Source organism: Flavobacterium sp. 5, assembly GCF_002813295.1.
In the GTDB taxonomy this organism is placed as follows: Bacteria; Bacteroidota; Bacteroidia; order Flavobacteriales; family Flavobacteriaceae; genus Flavobacterium.
Window position 1 is genome coordinate 252,881 of sequence record NZ_PHUE01000001.1, and the last position, 22,934, is coordinate 275,814.

General features: G+C 32.8%; 10 protein-coding genes. All 10 read right to left on the bottom strand.

Annotated elements, in window-relative coordinates; all coding sequences use genetic code 11:
• Positions 1–19: 19 nt before the first annotated feature.
• The 10 genes from CLU82_RS00950 to CLU82_RS00995 all read right to left on the bottom strand — a co-directional run bounded on the left by CLU82_RS00950 (position 20) and on the right by CLU82_RS00995 (position 22,538).
• On the bottom strand, positions 20–2,149 hold the full coding sequence (locus CLU82_RS00950; RefSeq protein ID WP_100841323.1) for an RICIN domain-containing protein: 2,130 nt from the start codon (positions 2,147–2,149) through the stop codon (positions 20–22).
• Positions 2,150–2,167: 18 nt separating this feature from the next.
• The gene (locus tag CLU82_RS00955; protein WP_100841324.1) at positions 2,168–4,492 is read right to left on the bottom strand and encodes an RICIN domain-containing protein; all 2,325 of its coding nucleotides are present in this window, start codon (positions 4,490–4,492) and stop codon (positions 2,168–2,170) included.
• Positions 4,493–4,588: 96 nt separating this feature from the next.
• Positions 4,589–8,716: a TIM-barrel domain-containing protein gene (locus tag CLU82_RS00960; RefSeq protein ID WP_100841325.1), complete on the bottom strand. Its 4,128-nt coding sequence runs from the start codon at positions 8,714–8,716 to the stop codon at positions 4,589–4,591.
• Between the two features lie 411 nt (positions 8,717–9,127).
• Positions 9,128–10,309, bottom strand: a complete 1,182-nt coding sequence (locus CLU82_RS00965) for a SusF/SusE family outer membrane protein (protein ID WP_100841326.1) — start codon at positions 10,307–10,309, stop codon at positions 9,128–9,130.
• 15 nt (positions 10,310–10,324) lie between these two features.
• Entirely contained in the window at positions 10,325–12,217 is a 1,893-nt protein-coding gene (locus CLU82_RS00970) for a RagB/SusD family nutrient uptake outer membrane protein (protein WP_198520169.1), read from the bottom strand.
• A gap of 16 nt (positions 12,218–12,233) precedes the next feature.
• On the bottom strand, positions 12,234–15,380 hold the full coding sequence (locus CLU82_RS00975) for a TonB-dependent receptor (protein WP_232735187.1): 3,147 nt from the start codon (positions 15,378–15,380) through the stop codon (positions 12,234–12,236).
• A 904-nt stretch (positions 15,381–16,284) separates the two neighbouring features.
• Complete coding sequence (locus CLU82_RS00980; RefSeq protein ID WP_100844887.1) at positions 16,285–17,271, bottom strand: glycoside hydrolase family 43 protein; 987 nt, start codon at positions 17,269–17,271, stop codon at positions 16,285–16,287.
• Positions 17,272–17,832: 561 nt separating this feature from the next.
• Entirely contained in the window at positions 17,833–18,882 is a 1,050-nt protein-coding gene (locus CLU82_RS00985; RefSeq protein ID WP_100841328.1) for a substrate-binding domain-containing protein, read from the bottom strand.
• A gap of 306 nt (positions 18,883–19,188) precedes the next feature.
• Entirely contained in the window at positions 19,189–20,514 is a 1,326-nt protein-coding gene (locus tag CLU82_RS00990; RefSeq protein WP_100841329.1) for a sugar porter family MFS transporter, read from the bottom strand.
• 74 nt (positions 20,515–20,588) lie between these two features.
• On the bottom strand, positions 20,589–22,538 hold the full coding sequence (locus CLU82_RS00995) for a glycoside hydrolase family 97 protein (protein WP_100841330.1): 1,950 nt from the start codon (positions 22,536–22,538) through the stop codon (positions 20,589–20,591).
• Positions 22,539–22,934 lie beyond the last annotated feature (396 nt).

The following is a 22,934-nucleotide window of genomic DNA, read 5'->3' on the forward strand; positions in this document are numbered from 1 at the left end:
AAGAAAATATTATTTGGTATTATTTTTTAATAAATCGTTTTGTATTTTTTGTTTCATCTTTATCAAAAACAACAAAATAAACTCCTGATTTTAAATCTGAAACATCCAAACTATTACCCTTCATTTTTTGTTCCAAAACTGAGCTTCCTGTTAGAGAAAAAACACGAACTTGAATTCCTGTCATTTCGGAAGTAAAGAAAAGTGTATTCTCTACTGGGTTTGGATATACATTTATAGCCATTGGCATAACCTCATCAGTTTTTAATGTAGATTTGGATAATTTGGATGTCCCTGTAGTGAGTTTTATTAAATCCAACTTCCAACGTTGTGCATCGTTACCAAGATCGGTCCATTGCTGCACATTGGTTCTGGGTTCTGCCAGATTATTTGCTACATCCAGACATAAATTGGTGTTTTTATGGGTAACTTTAAAATAGCCATCACTCATAAGTTCAAGTTTCCAACGCTGTGCATCGGTACCAAGATCTGCCCATTGTTGTACATTGGCGCCAGCTTGAGTACTATTGTTAGCAACATCCAAAACCTGGTTTGTTCCTCTATGAGTTAATTTATAAAAGCCATCTGCTTCCTTTGTAATAACCCAGCGTTGTGCATCATTCTCACTAGTGGTATATTGTTGCACATTTGCACCTTGAAGAATACTAGCATCACTTACATCTAAGCTTTGATTAGTTTCTTTATGAGTCAGTCTATAAATCCCTCCTGAAACAATTGGAACTTCAATAAGATCAAGTTTCCATCGTTGTGCATCATTATTGGTAGTAAGATTATCTCCCCATTGGTGCACATTGGCTCCTGACTGATTACTATTGTTATCAACATCCAAACATTGAGTAGTTCCTTTGTGAGTCAATTTACAATAACCATCTGACATCATTTCGATTTTCCAACGCTGTGCATCGGTACCAAGGTCTGTCCATTGTTGCACATTGGCGCCAGCCTGACTACCATTGTTATCAACATCCAAAACTTGAGTGGTTCCTTTATGAGTTAATTTATAAAAACCATCTGCTTCCTTTGTAATAATCCAGCGTTGTGCATCATTACCATTGTCTGTACTTTGTTGCACATTTGTTCCCGATTGACTGTTATTTTGAAAAACATCCAAACACTGAGAAGTTCCTTTGTGCGTTAATTTATAAATACCTCCCGAAACAATATTTTGTGCAGGACAGGATTGATCAAGTACCCTAGGTGCAACACCATAATTAGTCATATTAACTGGATCAATCAAATCGGAGGAATTGAAATACATTCTATCAATAGCAATTTTTCTGTCCCCTGATGTGCCATTTTCATAGCGATGGTAAATCATGTAATACTCATCACAGTTTCCTATTTTTAATACTCCATGGTGCCCTGGCCCTTTGTCTTCTGAGTTCGAACTTAAAACCTTACCTCTATATGTCCAAGGTCCCATAGGTGAATTAGAAGTAGAATATTGTACATTGTAAGTATCATTAAACCAAGATCCATTAGAATACATCATATAATAAATACCTTTACGCTTTACCATATACGGTCCTTCGGTATAGTTTTGAGGTGTTATATCTGTAGGTCCAGTTGATAAACTAACCATATCAGCATTTAATTTGCGCACCACCATTCTGCTTTTCCCAGATCCTCCATAATAAATATAGGCCTGTCCATCATCATCAACAAAAACATCCGCATCAATAATATCATCCGTATAAGGATCTGTTCCAATAAGTGGAACTCCTATATCTGTAAAAGGTCCAATGGGTGTATTACCTACAGCCACACCTATTTTGGTCTCTGCTGTATAATAAAAATAATATTTATTGTTACGGAAAACTACTGCTGGTGCCCAGCCGTTATTTTGTGCCCAAGGACTATCTGGATAAAGATCAAAAATAAGACCTTCGTCGTACCAATTGGTTAAATCATTTGAAGAATAGGCATGAAACTGTGTGCCATAAGTAGCTGTAGTATAAATATAATATTTATTGTTAAAATAATGAATCTCGGGATCAGCTCCTGTAAATAATGGATTACCGCTGAGTTGCGCCTGAGCAGGAATCACAATACCTATAAACATTAAAAACACTGCAAAACGCAATCTTAATTTATCAATCAGATTATAACTATTTATTTTAATTTGTATCATAATTTGTAGTTTTTGGTCTTATTTTTTAATAAATCTTTTTGTGATTTTTGTACCATCTTTATCAAAAACAATAAAATAAATTCCTGTTGCTAAACCAGAAACATCCAGATTATTATCCGTTACTTTTTGTTCTGAAACTGTACTTCCTGTTTGTGAAAAAATACTAACCTGAGTTCCCTTCATATCCGTTGTAAAAAACAGCGTGCTCTCTACTGGATTCGGGTATATATTTATCGGTAATGTAGCAACTTCGTTTTGGTTTTTTAATGAGAATTTCGATAATTTGGATGTCCCAACTGGAATCAATTTCCATTGTCCACTAGATTGATTTGTATTTTCCCATTGTTGTACATTTCCTCCGCTTACAGTACTAAAACCGGCTACCTCAACTAATTTCCCGCTATGTTTCGCTACCAATTTATAATAACCATCTCCTGTTGAAACAGCAACGAATTGCTGATTAGCAGCACCAACATAAGCCCATTGATGAACATTGGCTCCATTGTCTACACTCACTCCTGCAATATCTATAGCCTTACCACTATTAATCGCTTGAATTTCATAAGCTCCATCTGCTACATCAATGAATTTGAATTGCTGATTGTTAACTCCTGTATAACTTCCTTGTGCAATATTACCTCCATCAGCAGTGCTTAATCCCCAAACGTCCATATACAATCCGCTATTGCGATTTTGCAAATAGTAAGTTGTGTTTCCTAAACTAGCAGTACCGTTGGTACGAATGCGTAAAGATGTTGTCCTGTCATTCCAATCTCCTGCCCAATCAGTAGTAGAAGTAAACTCTTTTGAAGCTCCTGTAAAATTATCTCCGTCATAGACAGTTACTTTATATCCTTCAGTGATTTTTAAAGAAGTAATATCGTTATCTAATATCCCTTTGGCTCGGAGTTGCGCCAGAGTGTAATCTCCAACATTAAGACCAGCTGTATACCCTGTAAAGGTTATATCTTGATAAACATTAACTAAAGAACTGTTAGTGTCCACTATTTTTAAGGAAGAAATTCTATCATTCCAATCGGCAAGCCAAGCGCTATTCGCTGTAAATATTTTGGAAGTTCCTGTAAAATTATCATTCTCATAAACCGTAACAACATAACCCGAAGGAATAGTTAAAGAAGTGATATCATTATCGGTAACTCCTCTTGCCTGTAGTTGTGCTAAAGTGTAAGTTCCTGTTGAAAGTTGAGAATAAAACCCAGCGTAATTAATATTTTGATAAACATGTACCTTGTTTAAACTAGCAACAGATTCAAACAAATGAAGGCCAGTTGTTTGAGTAGATAAATCTATCGTGCCATTTGGCACTGAATTCCAATCTGAATTAATTAAAAAATTAGATTTATTCACAGCATTAGCCCATACATAATTACTTGTATAATTGATGACACTTAAATACCTATCTTTCTGAGCTTGTGTTAAATTTCCCATACGAACAAATTCTATAAGCCACTTCGCAAAAATTCCTTTGAATAAGCCACCATCTCCTTGCCCATTTTCGTTCAGAAAAAATACTCCCCCATTATAATTTCTATAATTCATCATGAACTCACATGCCTTGATACCGTCATCTATATATGATTGTGTACCTGTAACAAGATTGAGTTCCAAAGAAGCTGCAATGAACATACCTGAATTATAAGAGAATTGCCAGTCAGGATCCATATTTGTTGGAGTGTCCCAAATACCTCCTTGAGCATTAAAAACATTTGCTTTCATCCAGGCATGAATATCTTTTGCCATTTGCAAATTGGTATTATCTCCTTCTAATTGATACAATTTGGCTGCAATAACGATTGCGGGTCCGTTTGCAATAGAATTTCTACAAGGAGTTGTACAGCCCTTTTTCCATGACATTACACCATTTGAATATCCTGTTTTAATTTCTGTCCAAATCTGATGTACTGCATCTAAAAACTCTGGATCTTTGGTAGCGTTATAGCAATTGAAACATGCTAAACAAAGCCACTCCAAATCATCGTAAAAATCATTATGATACGTTCCTGCACCATACGAATTGTATTTTCTGATGCCTGCAATTATACTTTTCATTCGGTCTTTATAAACCGTATTGCGAGTTCTTTGATACGCATCCGCTAATGTTTCAAGCGTATGTGCCTGTATCCAATACCCATAACCATACGGATCATTATCTGAAGCACTGTTATGTTTATAATAACTTTTATCTGCAGACATAAAAATAGTATTAGTTCCATTCTGCAAGTTTTCTGCTCTTTGATCGGCTGTTTGTGCAAATAAATTAGAAACGCATAGCAAAAAGAATATAGTAGCACATACGCTCCTAATTTTAAATAGATTTTTCATAATTTACTTTTTAAGATTAATAACCAGATAATAAATGATGTAAAATAAAAAGCCTAACTAAATCAACTTAGTAGAAATAGTTAGACCTTAAAAAACTTATTTCTTTATAAATTTTATAGCCATTTGATTTTTATTTGTAATAATAAAATACGTTCCTACTTTTAATTTAGAGACATCAACACTATTATTGTTATCTACTTTTTGTTTTAAAACTAAACTCCCTGTTGGAGAAAAAATACTAATATTTATTCCTGCCATCTTCGTACTAAAGAAAAGCGTGTTCCCTACTGGGTTTGGATAAATAAAACTTTTTTCCTTTTTAGGACTAGCTAAACCAAGACTTGTAGAAATATTTTTTATGCTTATTTTATTAGTCTCTAAATTAACAGTTACCTTATATGTTCCTGTTTCTCCAACCTGTACTTTCCACATGTCATCAGGAGTTGTACATCCGTCTACTTTTGTAAACGCTGTGCCAGATAGAGTTTGGTCTGTTTCCGATGCGTACAACCATGCATCCTCGCACAAGCCACCACCTGAATGAAATTTGAATTTCCCTTCGGTACTACCATTTGTAGCGGACAATATTCCTGTCCATTTAAAAATGTTTAAGTTCTCATTAGATTGCTCCATCAATAACCCTTTACTATCATTACCTGCAGAAGTTGCGTCTCCAACAATTGATAATGACTCTAGTATTGTTTTTTGGAAACTTACTTTTTTAGTTTTAATATCAACAGTAACCTTATATGTTCCTGTTTCTCCAGCCTTTATTTTCCATTTATTATCTGCAGAAGTACATCCGTTAGCTATCGTAAAACTATTATTAGATATTGATTGATTATCTGTAGTTGAATACAACCAGATATCGTCACAGATGCCATTTAACCCTGAATGAAATTTTAATTTCCCTTCTGTAGTTCCATTAGCTGCTGATAAAGTTCCAGTCCATGTATAAATGCCAGCATTATCAGTAGATTGCTGCATTGGAAGTCCTTTGGGATCCCATCCTATTGAAGTAGCATCACCAACTATTGCCAGAGAAGTAATCATTTTTTCTATATTGATTGTTTTGGCAACGACATCAATAGTAATCTTATAACTACCCGTTTCTCCTGCTTTTACTTTCCATTTATTATCTGGTCCCGTACATCCCGGAAAAATTTCATATGTATTTGCAGATAAAGATTGATCGGCAACTGAGGCATACAACCAAGTATCATCACACCAATTATTAGGACCAGAATGAATTTTAAATCTTCCCTGCGAAGTACCATCGCTTGCAGTTAATGTTCCTGTCCATGTAAAAACATTAGGGTGATCTAGATCATGATTCATTGGCAGTCCTTTGGGATCCCAACCTATAGAAGTAGCATCACCTGTTATAGACAAAGTGGCAAAATCATGAAGCTTTTCTATTTTGACTACATTTGTAGCAACATTCACCGTTATTTTGTACGTGCCATTTTCTCCAGTTTTTACTTTCCATTTATTATCTGGATAAGAGCAACCATTTGCAATAACCATAGATGTTGAAGACAAAGACTGATCGGAAGAATTTGCATAAATCCATACATCATCACATTGTCCTCCTGTTCCATTATGAAATTTAAATTTCCCTTCGGTTTTACCATTACTAGGAAATAAATGACCTGTCCATGTAAAAACATTCAAATCTTCAAGCGATTGATTCATAGGTAATCCTAACATATCAAAGTTCATGAGATCTGTAGCATCTCCTACAATAGATAGTGAATTGATTGCTGGTGTTTTTTGAATCACATATTTTAATGTAGATTCATCAAATGTTACACTGTAATTACCATCCGAATTTATCGTAAATGAAATTGTATTACTACTATCAGTAGTTTGCATAGCATTTCCAGATAACCCTACTGCACCTCCCCATTCAAATCCATTTGCATTTTTACTCTGAATAAATTTTAATGTGTATGTCTGACCAGCCTTTAAATTTAGTCCATCAAATTTCCATTTCTTATCACCAACATTTATCATTGGAGTTAAATTTGCATTAAAACTACCTTTAAGAAACATTGTATTTACCATACTTAAATCAATATTCTGATTATTGTCTGGTATAAGTGGTATGTAACGAACCGTACTTGTAGACCAAGCTGAATATACAATACCATTATCTGTAACATATCCTGTTCTGCTGATACGATTTATGTTTTTGCTTCCTGCTGTCTGGCTGATTACAACTTTTAATGAATCAGCATTGTGTTTTGTTACATTAATTTCATGAGTTGCATAATCATTTGTTTTGTAACCAAATCCATCACCATCATCATGATAAATTTCGCCAGTAGCAGTCCCATCTTCCAATGGATTTATCAAATAGGTAATATTGTCACTTTTATAATCTGTTGTACTTTGAACTACTTCTGTAATAGGAACTACTGAACCCGGTCTTACATATAGAAGAGCTTGGTATTTATCATCTTCAGTAGCTTCAAGCTTTACTTTATTCCAATTTCCTTTTGGCAGATTTGGATTCACAGCCCATCTCGGTATTACCAACAAATCTTTCCCGACCATAAAGGCCTGCTGTTCGCTTCGTAAACTCAAATCCGTATTATCAGCAAAAAATACTGGTCTCATCAAAGGCATTCCTGTTTGCGAAGCCTCTCTTAATAGTGTGTACATATATGGAAGTAGACGATATCTGCGATTAACTGCTGTTCGGGATACGTTTTCAATTTCCGAACCAAAAGCCCAAGGTTCTTGATTAATAGATCCCGATACAGAATGATTTCTTGAAAAAGGATAATAAGCACCAAGAGCCATCCAATGACCAAGTAAGTCAGGGGTGCAATCGTTGTTAAAACCACCAATATCAGCACCAGAAATTGGTTGACCAGAAAGACCTAATGTTATAGACATTGGGATAGATAGTTTTAAATGTGCCCAGGTAGATGAGTTATCTCCCGTCCAAGTAGCAGCATATCTTTGACCTCCTAAAAAATTAGAGCGCGATAAAACAAATGGCCGTTTATCAGGGTTTGCTGCTGCAATTCCTTCACGACTTGCTTTGACCATCATATAGCCATATACATTGTGATATCTTAAGTGACTTCCCGCAGGCATGTCTCCGCCTCCACGATGTAAATTGTCTTCCGGCATGGTTTTGTTTGAAGTTTCAAATACAGAAGGTTCATTCATGTCATTCCAAATTCCATCTATGCCTTTTGCCATAAAATCTTTATACAACCCACTCCACCATTTACTGGTTTCTGGGCGGGTAAAATCGGGAAAGGCAACATCACCTGGCCAGACTTGACCATTAAATTCTGTACCATCAGCTTTTTGTACCCAATGATTACCTGCTTTTCCTTGATCATACACGAAATAACCTGTCTCTTTTTTTACGCCAGGGTCAATCATGTAAACAGCTTTGAAGTTTTTAGTATGCAAATAGTCATTCAATCCTTTAGGATTACTAAATGTACTAGGATCAAAAGTAAATATCTTAAACTTGTCCATATAGTCAATATCCATCCAAAGTACATCACACGGAATTTTTCGATTTCTGAATTCGTCAGCAATACTTTTTACCTTTGAATCTGGGGTATAGGTAAATCTGCTTTGCTGATAACCCAGTGTCCATAAAGCAGGGAGATCAATTTTTCCCGTTAAATCTGCAAGTGTTTTCAATAACTCCTGAGGGCTATTTCTTTCGATGACAATTACCCTGAATCCAGGACCATCAGAAGTTATAGTTATTGGATTTGATATTACAAAAGATTGTTTCCAGGTATGATCAGCAATAATTCCAAAAGCAGTACCATTGGGACGGATACCCATAATCCAGGGATGTGACTGATAAAGACGGGTACCATTATCAATCCAATAATTTGGCGCTTCACTATTCCATAATGTTACTTGAGTATCATTACGTTTCAGTGGTCCCGAAACTTCTCCGTTACCATAAAAATCAACACTTCCTGTATAAGAGATTTTTACTACGCTTTTACCATTTGCTGTGCTAAAAACAGGTTTTATTGACCATGATGAAGGAACACTTCCCTGGTTAGTAAAATCATTTACAAAAATCAGAGACGGTAATGTACCAGCAGGATTGAAATTGTTTGGGTAAAAAACTGCAACATTGTCGCCAACCATATTTGAAGTCTGACTCCAGGATATGAATATATTCAATACCAACATAGGAACTAATGCGAGTAGTTTAAATCCTTTTTTCATAATTGTTTAGTTTTCATTTTTTTTGTATTCAAAATTTATTGAACCTCAAAGAGATTTTTTTTTATATTTTTTTATGATTTTTTTTCCATCTTTAATTATTACAATTCAATACAAATGCAGTTAATACAGAAAAATATTGCGAACAATAGAGCTAGTTCAAAACACTTTATTTGAACACTTTAGAAATAATAATAAATAAAAAAAGGATATTAATATTTCTTTTATGCAGAGTAAAGTTTTACATCATATTTTAAATTTTATAGTACTTACCTTTTTAATATACCTTATTAATTTCTCTAATAAATCTTAAAAAAAGAAACCAAAACTCTCCAATCCTATTTAGATTGAAAAGTTTTGACTTCATAATTGGTAATTAATTTAATTAACTTGAAAATATATTTATTAATATGTCTATAGCTTATTTAGCTGAATAGTCATTTTTACAGGATCTACGATAAGTTCGTAATTACCAGTGGTTTCAATATCCCATTTGTTATCACCACTTACAGTATTGTTAAAATACATTGGTACAGCATCAGCATCAGGTATAAGTATAGTATGAGTTACTTTTGGCATTAAGCATGGAGCACCCCAGTCGCCTGCCTTAAAAAAAAGTTTAAATCCTTCATAATCTTTTATTCCTGCCGGACCATTAAATTTTCCTTTATAAGAAAAGACTCCATTTTTAGCATCCCAGTCCATTGGTTTAGCCTTTCCAATATCCCAGCCAATGCCATCTATTGCATGTCCAACCATATAAATATTTGGATAAGGTGCTTTTGCAAAAACATACGTTTTTTGTTCAATATCCATATAAAAAGAATAACGACCTGCTTCGGTTACTTTAAAAACATTATCAACTGTTCTTGGCTCAGTTTCATTATACACTATAGTATTTCCAGCCGCAGGATCGTAAGAAGGTAATTCGCTCCCTGGTTCCTCAATAACCTTGAATGACCCTACGGAAAAATCGCCTACATAAGTATATATTGATCTTTCCGTTATTTCTGGCAAACTTTTACCTGTACTGTAATCCCAACTACCACTTATAGCATCACCCACCATAAACAACGGTAATGGCCCTAGGCTATAACTTGTAGCAACAAAACTCGATGTAGATACTTCAGGAAGCTGATATTGTGTTCCGCCATTTACCTGTGCTATTATCTGCACTTCAAGATTCGTTAGAGTACCACCTGGGCGTTTAAAATGCTTCAGCAAAATAGAGTTCAACTGTTTTACTGTATAGGATTTAGTAAAAACACCAACAGGAATCTCTTCTGTAATCACTGTTTTTTTAGTTACATCATCAATATCTTTACTGAAATTATTTCCTAAGATATCCATACGGAAGAAGTACGTCAAGTTAGTTCCCTCTCCTCTATCATTTCCTTTTGTCCATGTAAAAGTTATTGCATTTTCATTGGTATTTTCATCAATCAACACAACATCTTTACTAGAAAGAGTTAAAGTCAAAGGATTGGCAAAATTTGGTTCCTGAAGCCAATCCTGATTATCAAGTCCTTTCTCCTCGCAAGAAAAAAGAACTATACTCATTATTATAAATGAGATAATATTTTTTATGTTTTTCATTTCGTTTTGTTTTAATTAGTTGGCCCAGAAAGGTGATTGAACTAAATTTGGATTTTTTTCGATTTCTGCTAAGTATATTGGAAACCAGTAAAATGCTTTTTTATATACTCTTGTCTGGTACGCTGTTCTTTTATAGAATTCAGCTTCATTTTTACCATTAAAGTTCATTCCATAAGCAGGACCATTTAGAACGGTTTCTGCTAATTTCCATCTTCTTAAATCATCATAACGTATTCCTTCAGTACAAAGTTCAACTCTTCGTTCCATTCTGATAATTTTTCTGATACTTGCCTGATCACTATCGACATGAATATTTTGAGTATCAGTTGCTCCTGTTGTATAGGTTCTTACACCAGCTCTCTCTCTGATTTTGTTAACATATATCAAGATATCTGCATTGCCAGGATCTGACTCATTAAGTGCTTCGGCATAGTTTAAATAGGCTTCTCCTAATCTATATAGAATTCCTTGACGCGGTGCAAAATAATCCCGAAGAGGATCTCTTGTCGGATCTGTTCTTTTTCTTACCAAATATCCATTTTGTGGCGCATCATGTGTATGGTTATTATCTTTTCCACCGCTAAAAAAATCAAGTTTTCTACCTTGATCCTTACCTGCATTTGCACCATCTGTATACCATGCCCTATCAAAGTTAACTGCCAGATAAAATCTTGGTTCACGATTGCAATACATATTATAAGTACCCGCTACAGTAACTAAGCCAGGACTTTTAACTTCATTCCATTTTGTTGACCCATTGGTCCAATACCCATCTTCAGCAGAAAAACCATTTTCTACATATCCAGAAGCTGGGTCTGTTATAGGCAATCCATTTGCTGTAAAAAAAGCATCTACCAGAGATTGTGTTACACCATATCCTCCAGCCCCTCCGCTTCCGCTTGGTGCTGTATGTCTGTCATATTCTTTGGATTCAACACTTGGACGAGCAAACAGTACTTCTTTATTTCCTTGATTATACTCTACAAGATGTAATTTTTGACAAGATAAAAAAGGATCAATTTTTCCTGTAACAGCATTCATTTCTACATACAATTTATAACCAGCTACTTCTGCACTTATAATCAAATCTTTGCTGGCATCTGCTGCAATTTTCCATTTATTGGCATCATAAGAAGCGCTAAATAATGGTTTTCCATCTTTGGAAAGGTGACCAGCATAATCTGGATTACCATTAACAAGAGGACTTGCTGCAAAAAGCAACATTCTGGCTCTAACTGCTTTACACATAATTGATGTGGCACGACCATATTTACTATCCGTGTAAGATGGGGGTAAAACTTTTTCAGCCTCTTTTAATTCATTATCAATCCAGCTTACAATCTCATCATAAGGAGTCTGACCTACCTGCAAATCAGAAAGATTAAAATCTACCGGAGTAATTTCATCTGGATTAAAAGGGACTGGTCCATACGTACTTATTAAAAGTGAGTAGTAATATGCTTTTAAAAAACGGCACTCACCAATCATCAGCTTTACATCACTTTCAGTTAAATTTTGTGAAGGTATTGGCTTAATATTTTTAATTAATATGTTGCATTCCCTGATTCTTTGAGGCAAATTATTCCAGTAACCTGGACCCCATGTTGAACTCACCGCCCAGTCACCAAGTGCGAATGGTATAACCTCCCAACCATATTGACGCCATCTCTCTGACGGGCTCATATCGTCTGCCAAAATTTCCCATCCTAAGCTACGGGTATACCCCCAAGTAGGGTCTGGAATCCGAGAGTAACAGCTTGCCAGCCAATTTTCTGTTTTTGTTTTACTTTCAAAAACAGCATCCAAAGTAAGCTCGACATCATCCTCTTTATCTAAGTAATCGGAACACGAAGACAATAAAAATAATCCTATAAAAAGGAATATTAATCTGATATATAAATTTTTCATTTTCATTATTTTAAAATTATAGACTTATATCTAATCCAAAAAGAACAGATTTTGTTGATGGATATTTTAAACCATTTGATGTGTCTAACTCAGGATCCCAAAGTTTAAAATTTGAAATGTACCATAAGTTATTACCGCTAACATATACTCTTAACCCTTGTAGTCTCATTTTTTCTGCGGTATTTTTCTTCAATGAGTATCCAAATTCCATAGATTTCAATCGGCCAAAACTCATATCTTTTTTCCACCAAGTAGATGGAAGAGCATTATTAATATTTGGTCCATAGCTCAATCTTGGATAAAATACATCTTGATTAGGATTTTCTTCAGTCCAACGGTCTTGGTAGTTACCATAAATATTTCCCAAAGTACCCTCACCACTTCCTGGTATAAAAGTGCTTCCTCCTATGATTCGTTCAGATTTTGCTATCCCTTGAAAGAAAAAGCTAAAATCGAATTGTTTGTATTTGGAGGTATTTCCAAAACCATATACAATTTGAGGATCAGTTGTACCACCTATAAAACCTTGGTCTAAACCATCTATTTTTCCGTCGCTATTTCTATCTTCATATTTTATATCTCCTGGACGTACTGCCACTCCAAACTGTGGGATGGCAATACCGGGAGCTAACACATTATCCGAAACAAAATCTTCCTTAGTATATAACCCTGTTGCTATATACCCATATAATGTATTGTGCGAAATACCTGTTGCAGAGCGGTAAGTTCCTTTAACAGTATCTGCTTCATCCTTTTCGGTAACTTTATTTTCAACAAAAGTAAAATTGGCACGCCAGCTCATAAAGAAATCGGGAGTTATCTGCTTATTGAAATTTAGTGCTACTTCAAATCCTTTATTTTCCATTTTTCCAATATTAGCAAAAGGCGCATTGATAAATCCTGCTTGGGTTGGAACAGTATTACGTCGGATAAGGATGTCTTTCCTTTTGTCCTGAAATACATCTACTGTCAAATCAATCGTATTCAATATTCCTAATTCTAAACCAATATCAGTTTTTGCAACTTTTTCCCATGTCAAATTGGTTACTCCAATTTCTCCTTCCTCTATACCTTCATATTTTACACCTTGCCCCGTACCCCAATTATAGTCTGAATTATTATTATCACTAATTGTAGTTTGATAAGCAAATCTTCTGTTTCCTCCGATATTATCATTTCCAGCTAACCCATAAGATCCACGAAGTTTAATTTTATTAAAAACATCCTTAAGAGACTCCATAAATTTTTCTTCGCTTGCTATCCAGCCCATAGATACAGATGGGAAGAATCCATAACGCTGCCCTTTTGCAAAATTCTCTGACCCATTGTATCCAAAATTTACTTCTCCAACATATTTTCGGTCAAAAGTATATGAAGCCCTTCCTGCCAATCCTTGATGTTTAAATGCTTGAGGTGGTGTTCCATCATCATAACTGTCTTGATTATATAACAATAAACCTGTTACATCATGTTTTCCAAAAGCATGACTATACGAAACATTCGCTTCCAGATAAATACGTTTATTTCCAAAATAATCATGCTCATAATCTTTATTGAACCCTAGATAGTCTTGACCATAACTCTGAATGCTATGAATTAAACTTCCATCAAGATCTCTTTTAGTAGCTACATCATAATAGTTAGGTGATTTACCACGCTCCACTTTATTTTCAGAAAAAGAATCAAACGCATAGGTAAATTTCGCTTTCAATCCTGGAGTAATAGATTTAAAATCTTGTTCCAATGATGCCAAACTTTCAATTTTGCTACCACTTAGTTTATAAAATCCTTGCTGTGTACTCATAGCCCATGGGTTTGGACGATTTATAACCTTAGGAAAAGTCCCGTCTGAATAGACTGCTGGATGAGCAAAAGGAGTGGTTTCAAAAGCAGTATTGAACAAATCATCAGTACTGCTATTTCCTTTGTTAAGATTTTGTAAAAAACCTCCAATATTTAATCTGAATAAAGTTGTTTTAGACAAGTTTACATCAACATTTGAACGGATATTTGCTCTGTTCAATCGCGTTTCTGTATCATAAGATAACTTTGGATCCGCAGCTAGCATTCCTTTCTCACTATAATAAGAAGCTGTTAATGCATATCTCAGAATTTCCGAACCTCCAGCAATATTTAAATTAGTTCTAGACGTATACGCATAATCTTTGGTGATTTCGTCCACCCAGTTTACATCTGGATACAGATCAGGATCATATTTATTAGCAGTTTTTGCAATACGATCTGCTGAATATGGTTCTACTTTACCACTGTCAACAGCTAATTCATTTAGCAAACTCATGTAAGGTGCAGCACCAATAAATTTTGGCAATTTAGTAGGTTCCTGAATGGAAAATTCAGTTCTTACTTGTATTTTTGGAGTACCAACAAAACCTCTTTTAGTATTTATCAAAATAACTCCATTTGCACCCCTAACACCATAAACAGCACCCGCAGCAGCATCTTTTAAAACTGAGAAAGATTCAATTTCTGAAGGGTCAAGATCGTTTAGGTTACGTTCAATTCCATCTACTAATACAAGCGGATTTTGCCCTCCCGCAAAAGTAGAGATTCCACGGATTTTTATATCCGATTGATCATAACCTGGTTCACCTGATCTTTGAACGGCCATTATACCTGTTACTTGACCTGCCAGATTGTTCCCTAATGTACGAGAAGTTCCTACCTGTAACAACGAAGGCTTTACACTACTGATAGCACCTACAACGGATGCTTTTTTCATCGTACCATAACCTACAACTACAACAGTCTGAAGATCGTTAGTTTCATCTGCCATTTGTACATTTATAGTTGTAGCATTGTTCAAAGGCCTTTCGGTATCTTTCATTCCAATATACTTAAATACTAGTATCGCTTGGGGAGACGATACAGTAATAGTAAAACTTCCATCAAAGTCTGTCGTTACCGCGTTTTTTGTACCTTTTTCAAATACAGTAGCATTGGGTAATGAAACCCCTTTAGAATCAGTTACTTTTCCAGTAATTTTTACGGGGTCCTGTAAATAGATGGTTTCTGCATAACTATTTCCAGTGCAGAGCAACAGAAATAGCAAACAAATAAATCCAACCTTACTAAACTTTAATTTACACAAGGTAAATAAGCTCAGTTGAGTTGTTGACATTTTCCAAGTCGTTTTAATTTTCATTTGAGTTTGATTTTTTTTTGGTTGTTAATTAGTTGGGTTGTTTTAAATTAAAAAATGACTTTTTATAGACTTTATAGTATTCAAATTATAAATAGCATTACAACTACCTAAAAAGGTCTTAAACTTTATAATTTTGGATACATATTAAATTATTAAGGCTTTTTTTATTAATACTATAATTTATATCACTAAAAAATATCATTTTAATTTTTGACCAAATTAGGATATAGATAACATAATTTTAGTCCCATTTTGTTTCATAATTATGTTCAAATGGTTCATACAGCCCTTAAAAACACTAGGAAAATGTAATATGAATCAAAACAAACGCTTATGGCACAAATGGAAGGGTAATTTTTAACGAAAAAATTAACAAAACGATAACAAACCATAAAATATTCATAATAAAGGAATTGATTACACTTTAATTTTTATCCCCTACAGTTTTTGCAAAACCTATTATTTTAAACATTATATCGATGAAATGGTTAATCGAATAATGAGGATCTCAAAGGTTTTTAATCGTTTAGTACTAAAGAAAATTTGAAACTTTTTTATAACTGATAAGCACCCATTAAGATTTTTCGAAATGGAATAAACCAAAAAATAATATTTGGATAAAAACTAGACAAGGGAATGCAATCGTATGTTAAAAAGTTAGAAAAAAAATCACTTTTATACGAAACACTTAATGATATAGATCATTATTTATGGAGTGAATTATGGTATTTTCTTTATACTCAATTGATAACAAAAGTCATGCTAAAAAAAAGATGTATTAACATTAACCTTTTTCTATTTAAAAACAACAATTGTTATTTCTTAAAACCATAAAAAAAAATAAACAAATAATGTTTATAAATGGATAACATTTTAATTTAAAATCTATAACAATATTTTTAAATTATTTAATCAAATGTTGTTTTACTCCTTCGTTAGTTATAGCAACGGGGTTTATCAAACCATTTTCATCAAAATGCATTTCTTCTATACAAGTTTCTCTAGAGTTTGCATCAGTTTCGGTAAGCGGCCGTCTATGGTAGACAATATAATAATTATCCGAATTTGGTGTTTTTATAACGGAATGATGCCCCGCTCCTCTCGCAATTTTCGGATCCTGTTCTAAAATTTTTCCAATTCTTTTGAATGGTCCCATTGGAGAATCTGAAATAGCGTAAGCCACACAATAATCAGGACCTGTCCAACCTCCTTCAGACCACATGAAATAATATTTATTGTTTCTAATAAACATAAATGGACCCTCAACATAATTTTCAGGTGTAATTTCTTTGAAAACAGTTTTGTCTTCAAAAGGAACAAAACCAGTAAAATCAGCCTTTAATTTTGCAATATTACAATGTTTCCATCCTCCATAAATTAAATAACATTGCCCGTCTTTATCTTTAAATACAAACTGATCAATTGGCTGTGCACCATTATAAAATTTATCAACTAATGGTTTACCTAAATAATCTTTGTAAGGCCCTTCTGGTTTTGATGCAACAGCAACACCAATCCCTCCTATTTCGTTATCATTCTGAATGTCATTTGCTCCAAAAAATAAGAAATATTTATTTTTATGTTTAATAATCGAAGGTGCCCATATTGCTCTATTTGCCCATTTTACATTTGAGGTATCTAAAATTTTGGCATGTTTTGTCCAATGTGTTAAATCTTTTGAAGAAAAAGCATCCAAAAAAACTTGTTTTTCATAAGGAGCTGAAAAAGTTGGGTAAATCCAATAGGTCTTATCAAAAATAATTCCTTCAGGGTCAGCGTACCAACCTTTAAATATAGGGTTGTTCTTTTTTATATTATTAACAACTTTTTCTTGCGCAATTGTTTTACAGCAAGAAATAACAATAAGAAGAGAGAATAAAACTTGTTTCATCGTTTTCATGTTTGTAATAATGCTAAGCAAACATACTAAACCGATTTAGCAAAAACAAGATTTATTTTATTTTAAATATTTTTAAAATAATTATACCGTTAAAATAATATCAAATTAGCACATTGGGTGTAATTCAGTTTTTTTTATTTTTTAACCACATAGCAACATAGATTTTATAAATTTTTAAAGGTAATTTACTTAATTGGAGATAAACATAACTATATAAACCCAACTGGCTAAAATGATATTTTAACACAATTAAAATTATACTTTTTATATAAAACAATTATACTTTTTGTATAAATCATTTATACTTTTTGTATAAAACAATTATACTTTTTGTATAAATCATTTATACTTTTTATATAAAACAATTATACTTTTTGTATAAAACAATTATACTTTTTGTATAAATCATTTATACTTTTTATATAAAACAATTATACTTTTTGTATAAAACAATTATACTTTTTGTATAAATCATTTATACTTTTTATATAAATATTATATACTTTTTGTATAATTAAAACTCATTGGGTGTAATTCAATTTCTTTCATTTTTTAAAATTGAACCTTAAAGATTTCTTTTGAAACAGATGATTCTCTTATTTTTAATTCAGCTTGAAGTGAAATATTTTTAACTTTTTCATTTTTAACCTCTTTATTTTTCAAGAGTTGTAATAAAAGTTTCATCAATTCATTACTAATTTCAGTCAAAGGCTGAGAAACTGCAGTTATTGTAGGATTGTAGATTTTAAAAAATTCATTATCATCAAAAGTGATAATTCCTAAATCATGAATTAAATGAGATGCATTTTCTTTAAAAACTTCTAAACCAGACTGAGTAAGATAATTAGTTGCAAAAAAAACAGCATCTAACTTTTTATATTTATCTATGAAGTTTTTTATAGATGATTTACATATTCCATTGCCTGTCCCATTATATGGAATTTTTAGAATAAATTTATTCAAGTTACAATCATTTATAGCTTTTTCATATCCTAATAAACGATCCTGCATTTGTGTCTGATCAGAATCAGTTGTAATAAAGCCAATGTTTTTAAAACCGTTTTGAATTAAATGACTAGTTGCATTAAAAGCAGCTTCATTATTATCAATAACAACACTATTACATTCTAATCCAGTAAAATATCTATCTAATAAAACTACTGGTATATTATCATCTATTAATTCTTGAATTGAACTTTTTATTCCTGGTGAAGGAACAATGATAAAACCATCTACTTGTCTGAATTTAAACAAAGTAATAAGATCATTTGACTTTTCGTCGTCATTTTCATTACTGCAAAAAATTACTTTATACCCTTTTTCATATGCGATATCTTCTATTATGCGAGCTAATTTAGAGAAGAAACTGTTCGAAATATCTTCGACCATAAAAACCAATAATTTTGATTTACCTGTTCTAAGACTTTGTGCAATTTGATTTGGTTTATAATTTACTTCTTTAGCATAATCTAAAACCTTTTGAGTTAGTAATTTGGAAATATGTTTTTCATTAGCCTTCCCATTCAATACAAAAGAAACTGTCGTGACAGAAATGTTAAGATTTGTCGCAATAGTTTTTATAGATACCGCCTTTTTTTTCATCTGTAATACTTCTAAAATATTTTTAAATTACAAGTTCAATTTTAATCAATAATCATAAAAAAATTGAACAAATAGATGCTATAAAAATAACAAAAGCATATATATTAGATTAATAGTATAACCTCAATAGACAATAGTATTTTGACAATAAATAAATTATCTCCTAAAGTCATTTTACAAAGTAACGATATCATCTTAGTTGAAAATACTTAGTATTAAAAACAAAACGACATTTAACGGATTAACAAAATATTCACGTTGAAGACAAACTAGGACATTGCCCTATTACTTTCGATTACTTCAAAACTACTTTGTTTGCAGACTTTCAGATAATTCTTCTAAAGTTCTTCCTTTGGTTTCAGGCATTTTAAAGAAAACCCAAAACAATTGAAACACCATCATAATACAAAAAATGCTAAATACGGTAGTCGCTCCAATTTCTTTGAATAAAAATGGAATAAAAGAAGGAATTAACGCGGCTAAAACCCAATGAACAGATGTTCCAAAAGAAGTTCCCGCTGCTCTAAGTTTGTTTGGAAATACTTCGGAAATAAAAACCCAAATAACCGAACCTTGACCAATGGCATGCGAGGCTATAAATAAAAAGAAAAATAACGGTACTGCCATTCCTTTCCATTCATTATAAAAAGCTAAAGTTACTAAGCCCAACGAGATGATATATCCAAAAGAACCTATGTACATTAAAGTTTTCCTACCGTATTTATCAATTAAAGAGATTCCAATTAATGTAAAAATCAAATTAACCAACCCAATTCCAATACTGCTAAAAAGCGAAGCTGATTTTTCTAGACCTGCCAATTCAAAAATTCGTGGAGCATAGTATAAAAAAGCATTAATCCCTGAAAACTGATTGAATAAGGCTATGAAGAAAGCGAGCATCAATGGCTTTCTATATTTTTTTATAAAAATAGATTCATTTTGAACTTCTTTCAGGCTTTCATTTTCCATAGCTCCAATTTCTAAATCAACCTCTTTATCTGTATGTACTTGTTTCAAAATAGTAATTGCTTTTTCATACTCTTTTTTGTATTCATACAACCAACGAGGACTTTCAGGAATTCCAAAAACAAGTAAAGTATAAATCAAAGCTGGTACCATTTGCACACCTAACATCCAGCGCCAAGCATTAGCCCCGAAGTCCTGTAACAAATAGTTAGACAAAAAGGCAATTAATATTCCGAACACAATATTAAATTGGTACAATGCTACCAATTTCCCTCTGTCTTTTGCTGGAGCAATTTCAGAAACATAGGTTGGCGCTGCTATTGTTGAAGCTCCTATTCCTAAGCCACCTAGAAAACGAAAAAACGAAAAAATAATGGCGTTATCTGCAAAAGCTGTTCCTATAGAGGAAAGGAAAAACAAAACACCAATTACTATTAATGTTTTCTTTCTACCTAATCTATTAGTCGGAATTGCTCCAAAAATAGCTCCAATTACGGTTCCCCATAATGCCGAAGACATAACTACCAATCCATGATATAAATCGGAAGTATTCCATAATTGTTGCAATTGCTTGTCAGCCCCAGAAATTACCACAGTATCAAAACCGAATAAAAAACCTGCTAATGCTACTACAATAGACCAGTACACTATTTTTTTATTTTTCATTTTGCCTTTTTAATTAGTTAATTTATATTTTTACGAATTATCCATTATGCTTATTAACAACTAAACATTCAATATTATTTTTTCGGTGTTAACCTTGCTGCCCAGCCACCATTTTTTACCATTTTAATGAAAATAACCTGCTCCTGTTTTACAAGTCTTTGTTGTTTTTTATAATCCATTGCTTGTCTTCCTGCATTAATTCCATCTTCAAAAGAGGTCATATCATATTCTTTATTTTTATCTAAAAAATCAAGTTTAACTTTAAATTCTCTGTTCTCTTGACTTCCATTGTTTATACCTCCGATAAACCATTGATCTCCTTTTCGTTTAGCTATTAAAGCATATTCACCAGCTTTGGCTTCAAGAGCAATTGTCTCATCCCAAGTGGTAGGCACCTGAGTTATAAATTCAGTACATTCTTTGTTTTGGTAATAATTGGTTGGATTATCAGCAAGCATTTGTAAACCACTTTCAAAAACCACATATAATGCCATCTGAAACGCTCTGGTACCCATACCTGCGGAATTTGGTCTCTCACTACGATATACTTCAGGCTGCATGTTTATCATGGCACCAGGCGTAAAATCCATTGGTCCTACAGCGTTTCTCATAAAAGGCAGGTATAAACTATTACTAACTGTTGCTCCTCCCATTTGTTCCAATCCTCTAACACCTTCATAAGAAAGAAGATTTGGGTAAGCATATTCTAAACCTGCTGGTTTGAATGATCCATGAAAATCGACAAACATTTTGTATTTGGCAGCTTCTTTTACTACTCTTTCATAATAATTCACCATCCATTGATCGCTGCGATCCATAAAATCAATTTTTACTCCTGCAATTCCCCAATCACTAAAAGTCTTGAATAAATCAAAATGATGCTCTACTGTAAGCCAAGTAAGCCAAAGTACAATCTTAACATTCTTCTTTTTACCATATTCAATAAGTTTAAACAAATCGATATTAGGATTTGGAGTAAATGGATCTGTAGTTGATTTTGCCCAGCCTTCATCCATAATAATATAAGATATGCCAAAATTAGAAGCAAAATCTATATAGTACTTATACGTTTCTTCATTATAACCCGACACAAAATCTACATGATATGGAGACGCATCATTCCACCATTCCCAACTGACCTGACCTGGTTTTATCCATGAAGGGTCTTTTATTTTATTAGCCTCGGCTAAATTATAAGTCATGGTATTTTCTAAGAGCTGTTTGTCTTCTTTGGTTATTACAAAATAACGCCATGGAAAATTCCTTTTACCAGCTGTCTTTGCTATATAATTGGCATGCGAAGTAATTTTCATACTGCGATCACCTTCGTCCTCAAAAGTTAATGGAACTTTAGGGAAAACACCTTTCATCTTATTTGGCGCAATTCCTTTTAAAAACATGGCTGGGTAATCCGTAAGATTAGACTCGGAAATTAATATTTTATGATCCTGTGCCGTATTAAGAAGTACAGGCAGAGTAGCCATTTTAGTTTGAGAATTAAAATCCTGAGTATTCATTTTAGAATAAGCATCTTCATATGATGTCTTAAAAGATCCCACTTGTTGAAGATGAGCTGTAAAATTAGTCGGCGTATTTACTATAAATTCTTCATCAAAAATTTCAGAATCTGTTTGTTTTAAATCAGTAATAAAACGGTAAGCAACCCCATTGTTATAAGCTCTAAACTCTACACTATAATTATCTTTAAAATTTAGTTTTAAAGTATTGTAATGATTAGTAACTGTACTAAATTTTAGCGGAACTACTGGTTTGTCTTGTTTGTTAACTTGTTCTGCTTTTTTTCCTATTAGTTTGGGTTGTTTTCCTAAAACCTGATCTTTAAGTTTTAAGTTTAAACTGTTATTTTCAAAAATTTTCTCATTACCTAAAAACACAGAATAGGTAATACTGTCTTTTAGATTAATCTGAATTTTTATGCTTCCATCTGGGGAAGAGAGAATTTCCTTTTGAGCAAAAATGTTCACTGAAAAGAACATGAGAAATAAAAATATGAATTGTTTCATTAAATTAAGTTTTAAAAATTATTGAATGAACTTATGTATTATTTAGCTTTAATTTACTTTAACTACTTTTTTCAACTTAACATCTTGTGACGAAGAACCAATTAGAATTCCAAATTCGCCTGGATCAAATCCAAAAGCTTTTAACTTAACAACAAACTTACTAAAACGTTTTAGTATTTAAAATATAATTATTAATTTATTAAAATTTTCATCAAAATTTCAACAAAGTTTTGATAATTACGTTAAATTTTGACAAATAAAATCAAATATCCCATAATCATGAACATTTTGCAATCATTTAAAATCTAAAAAAAAAAAAGATGTAATAATTGGATAAATTATTGTGCAAAATCTGATTTACAAGTAGATAAAATATCTGATTTTATTAAATATATT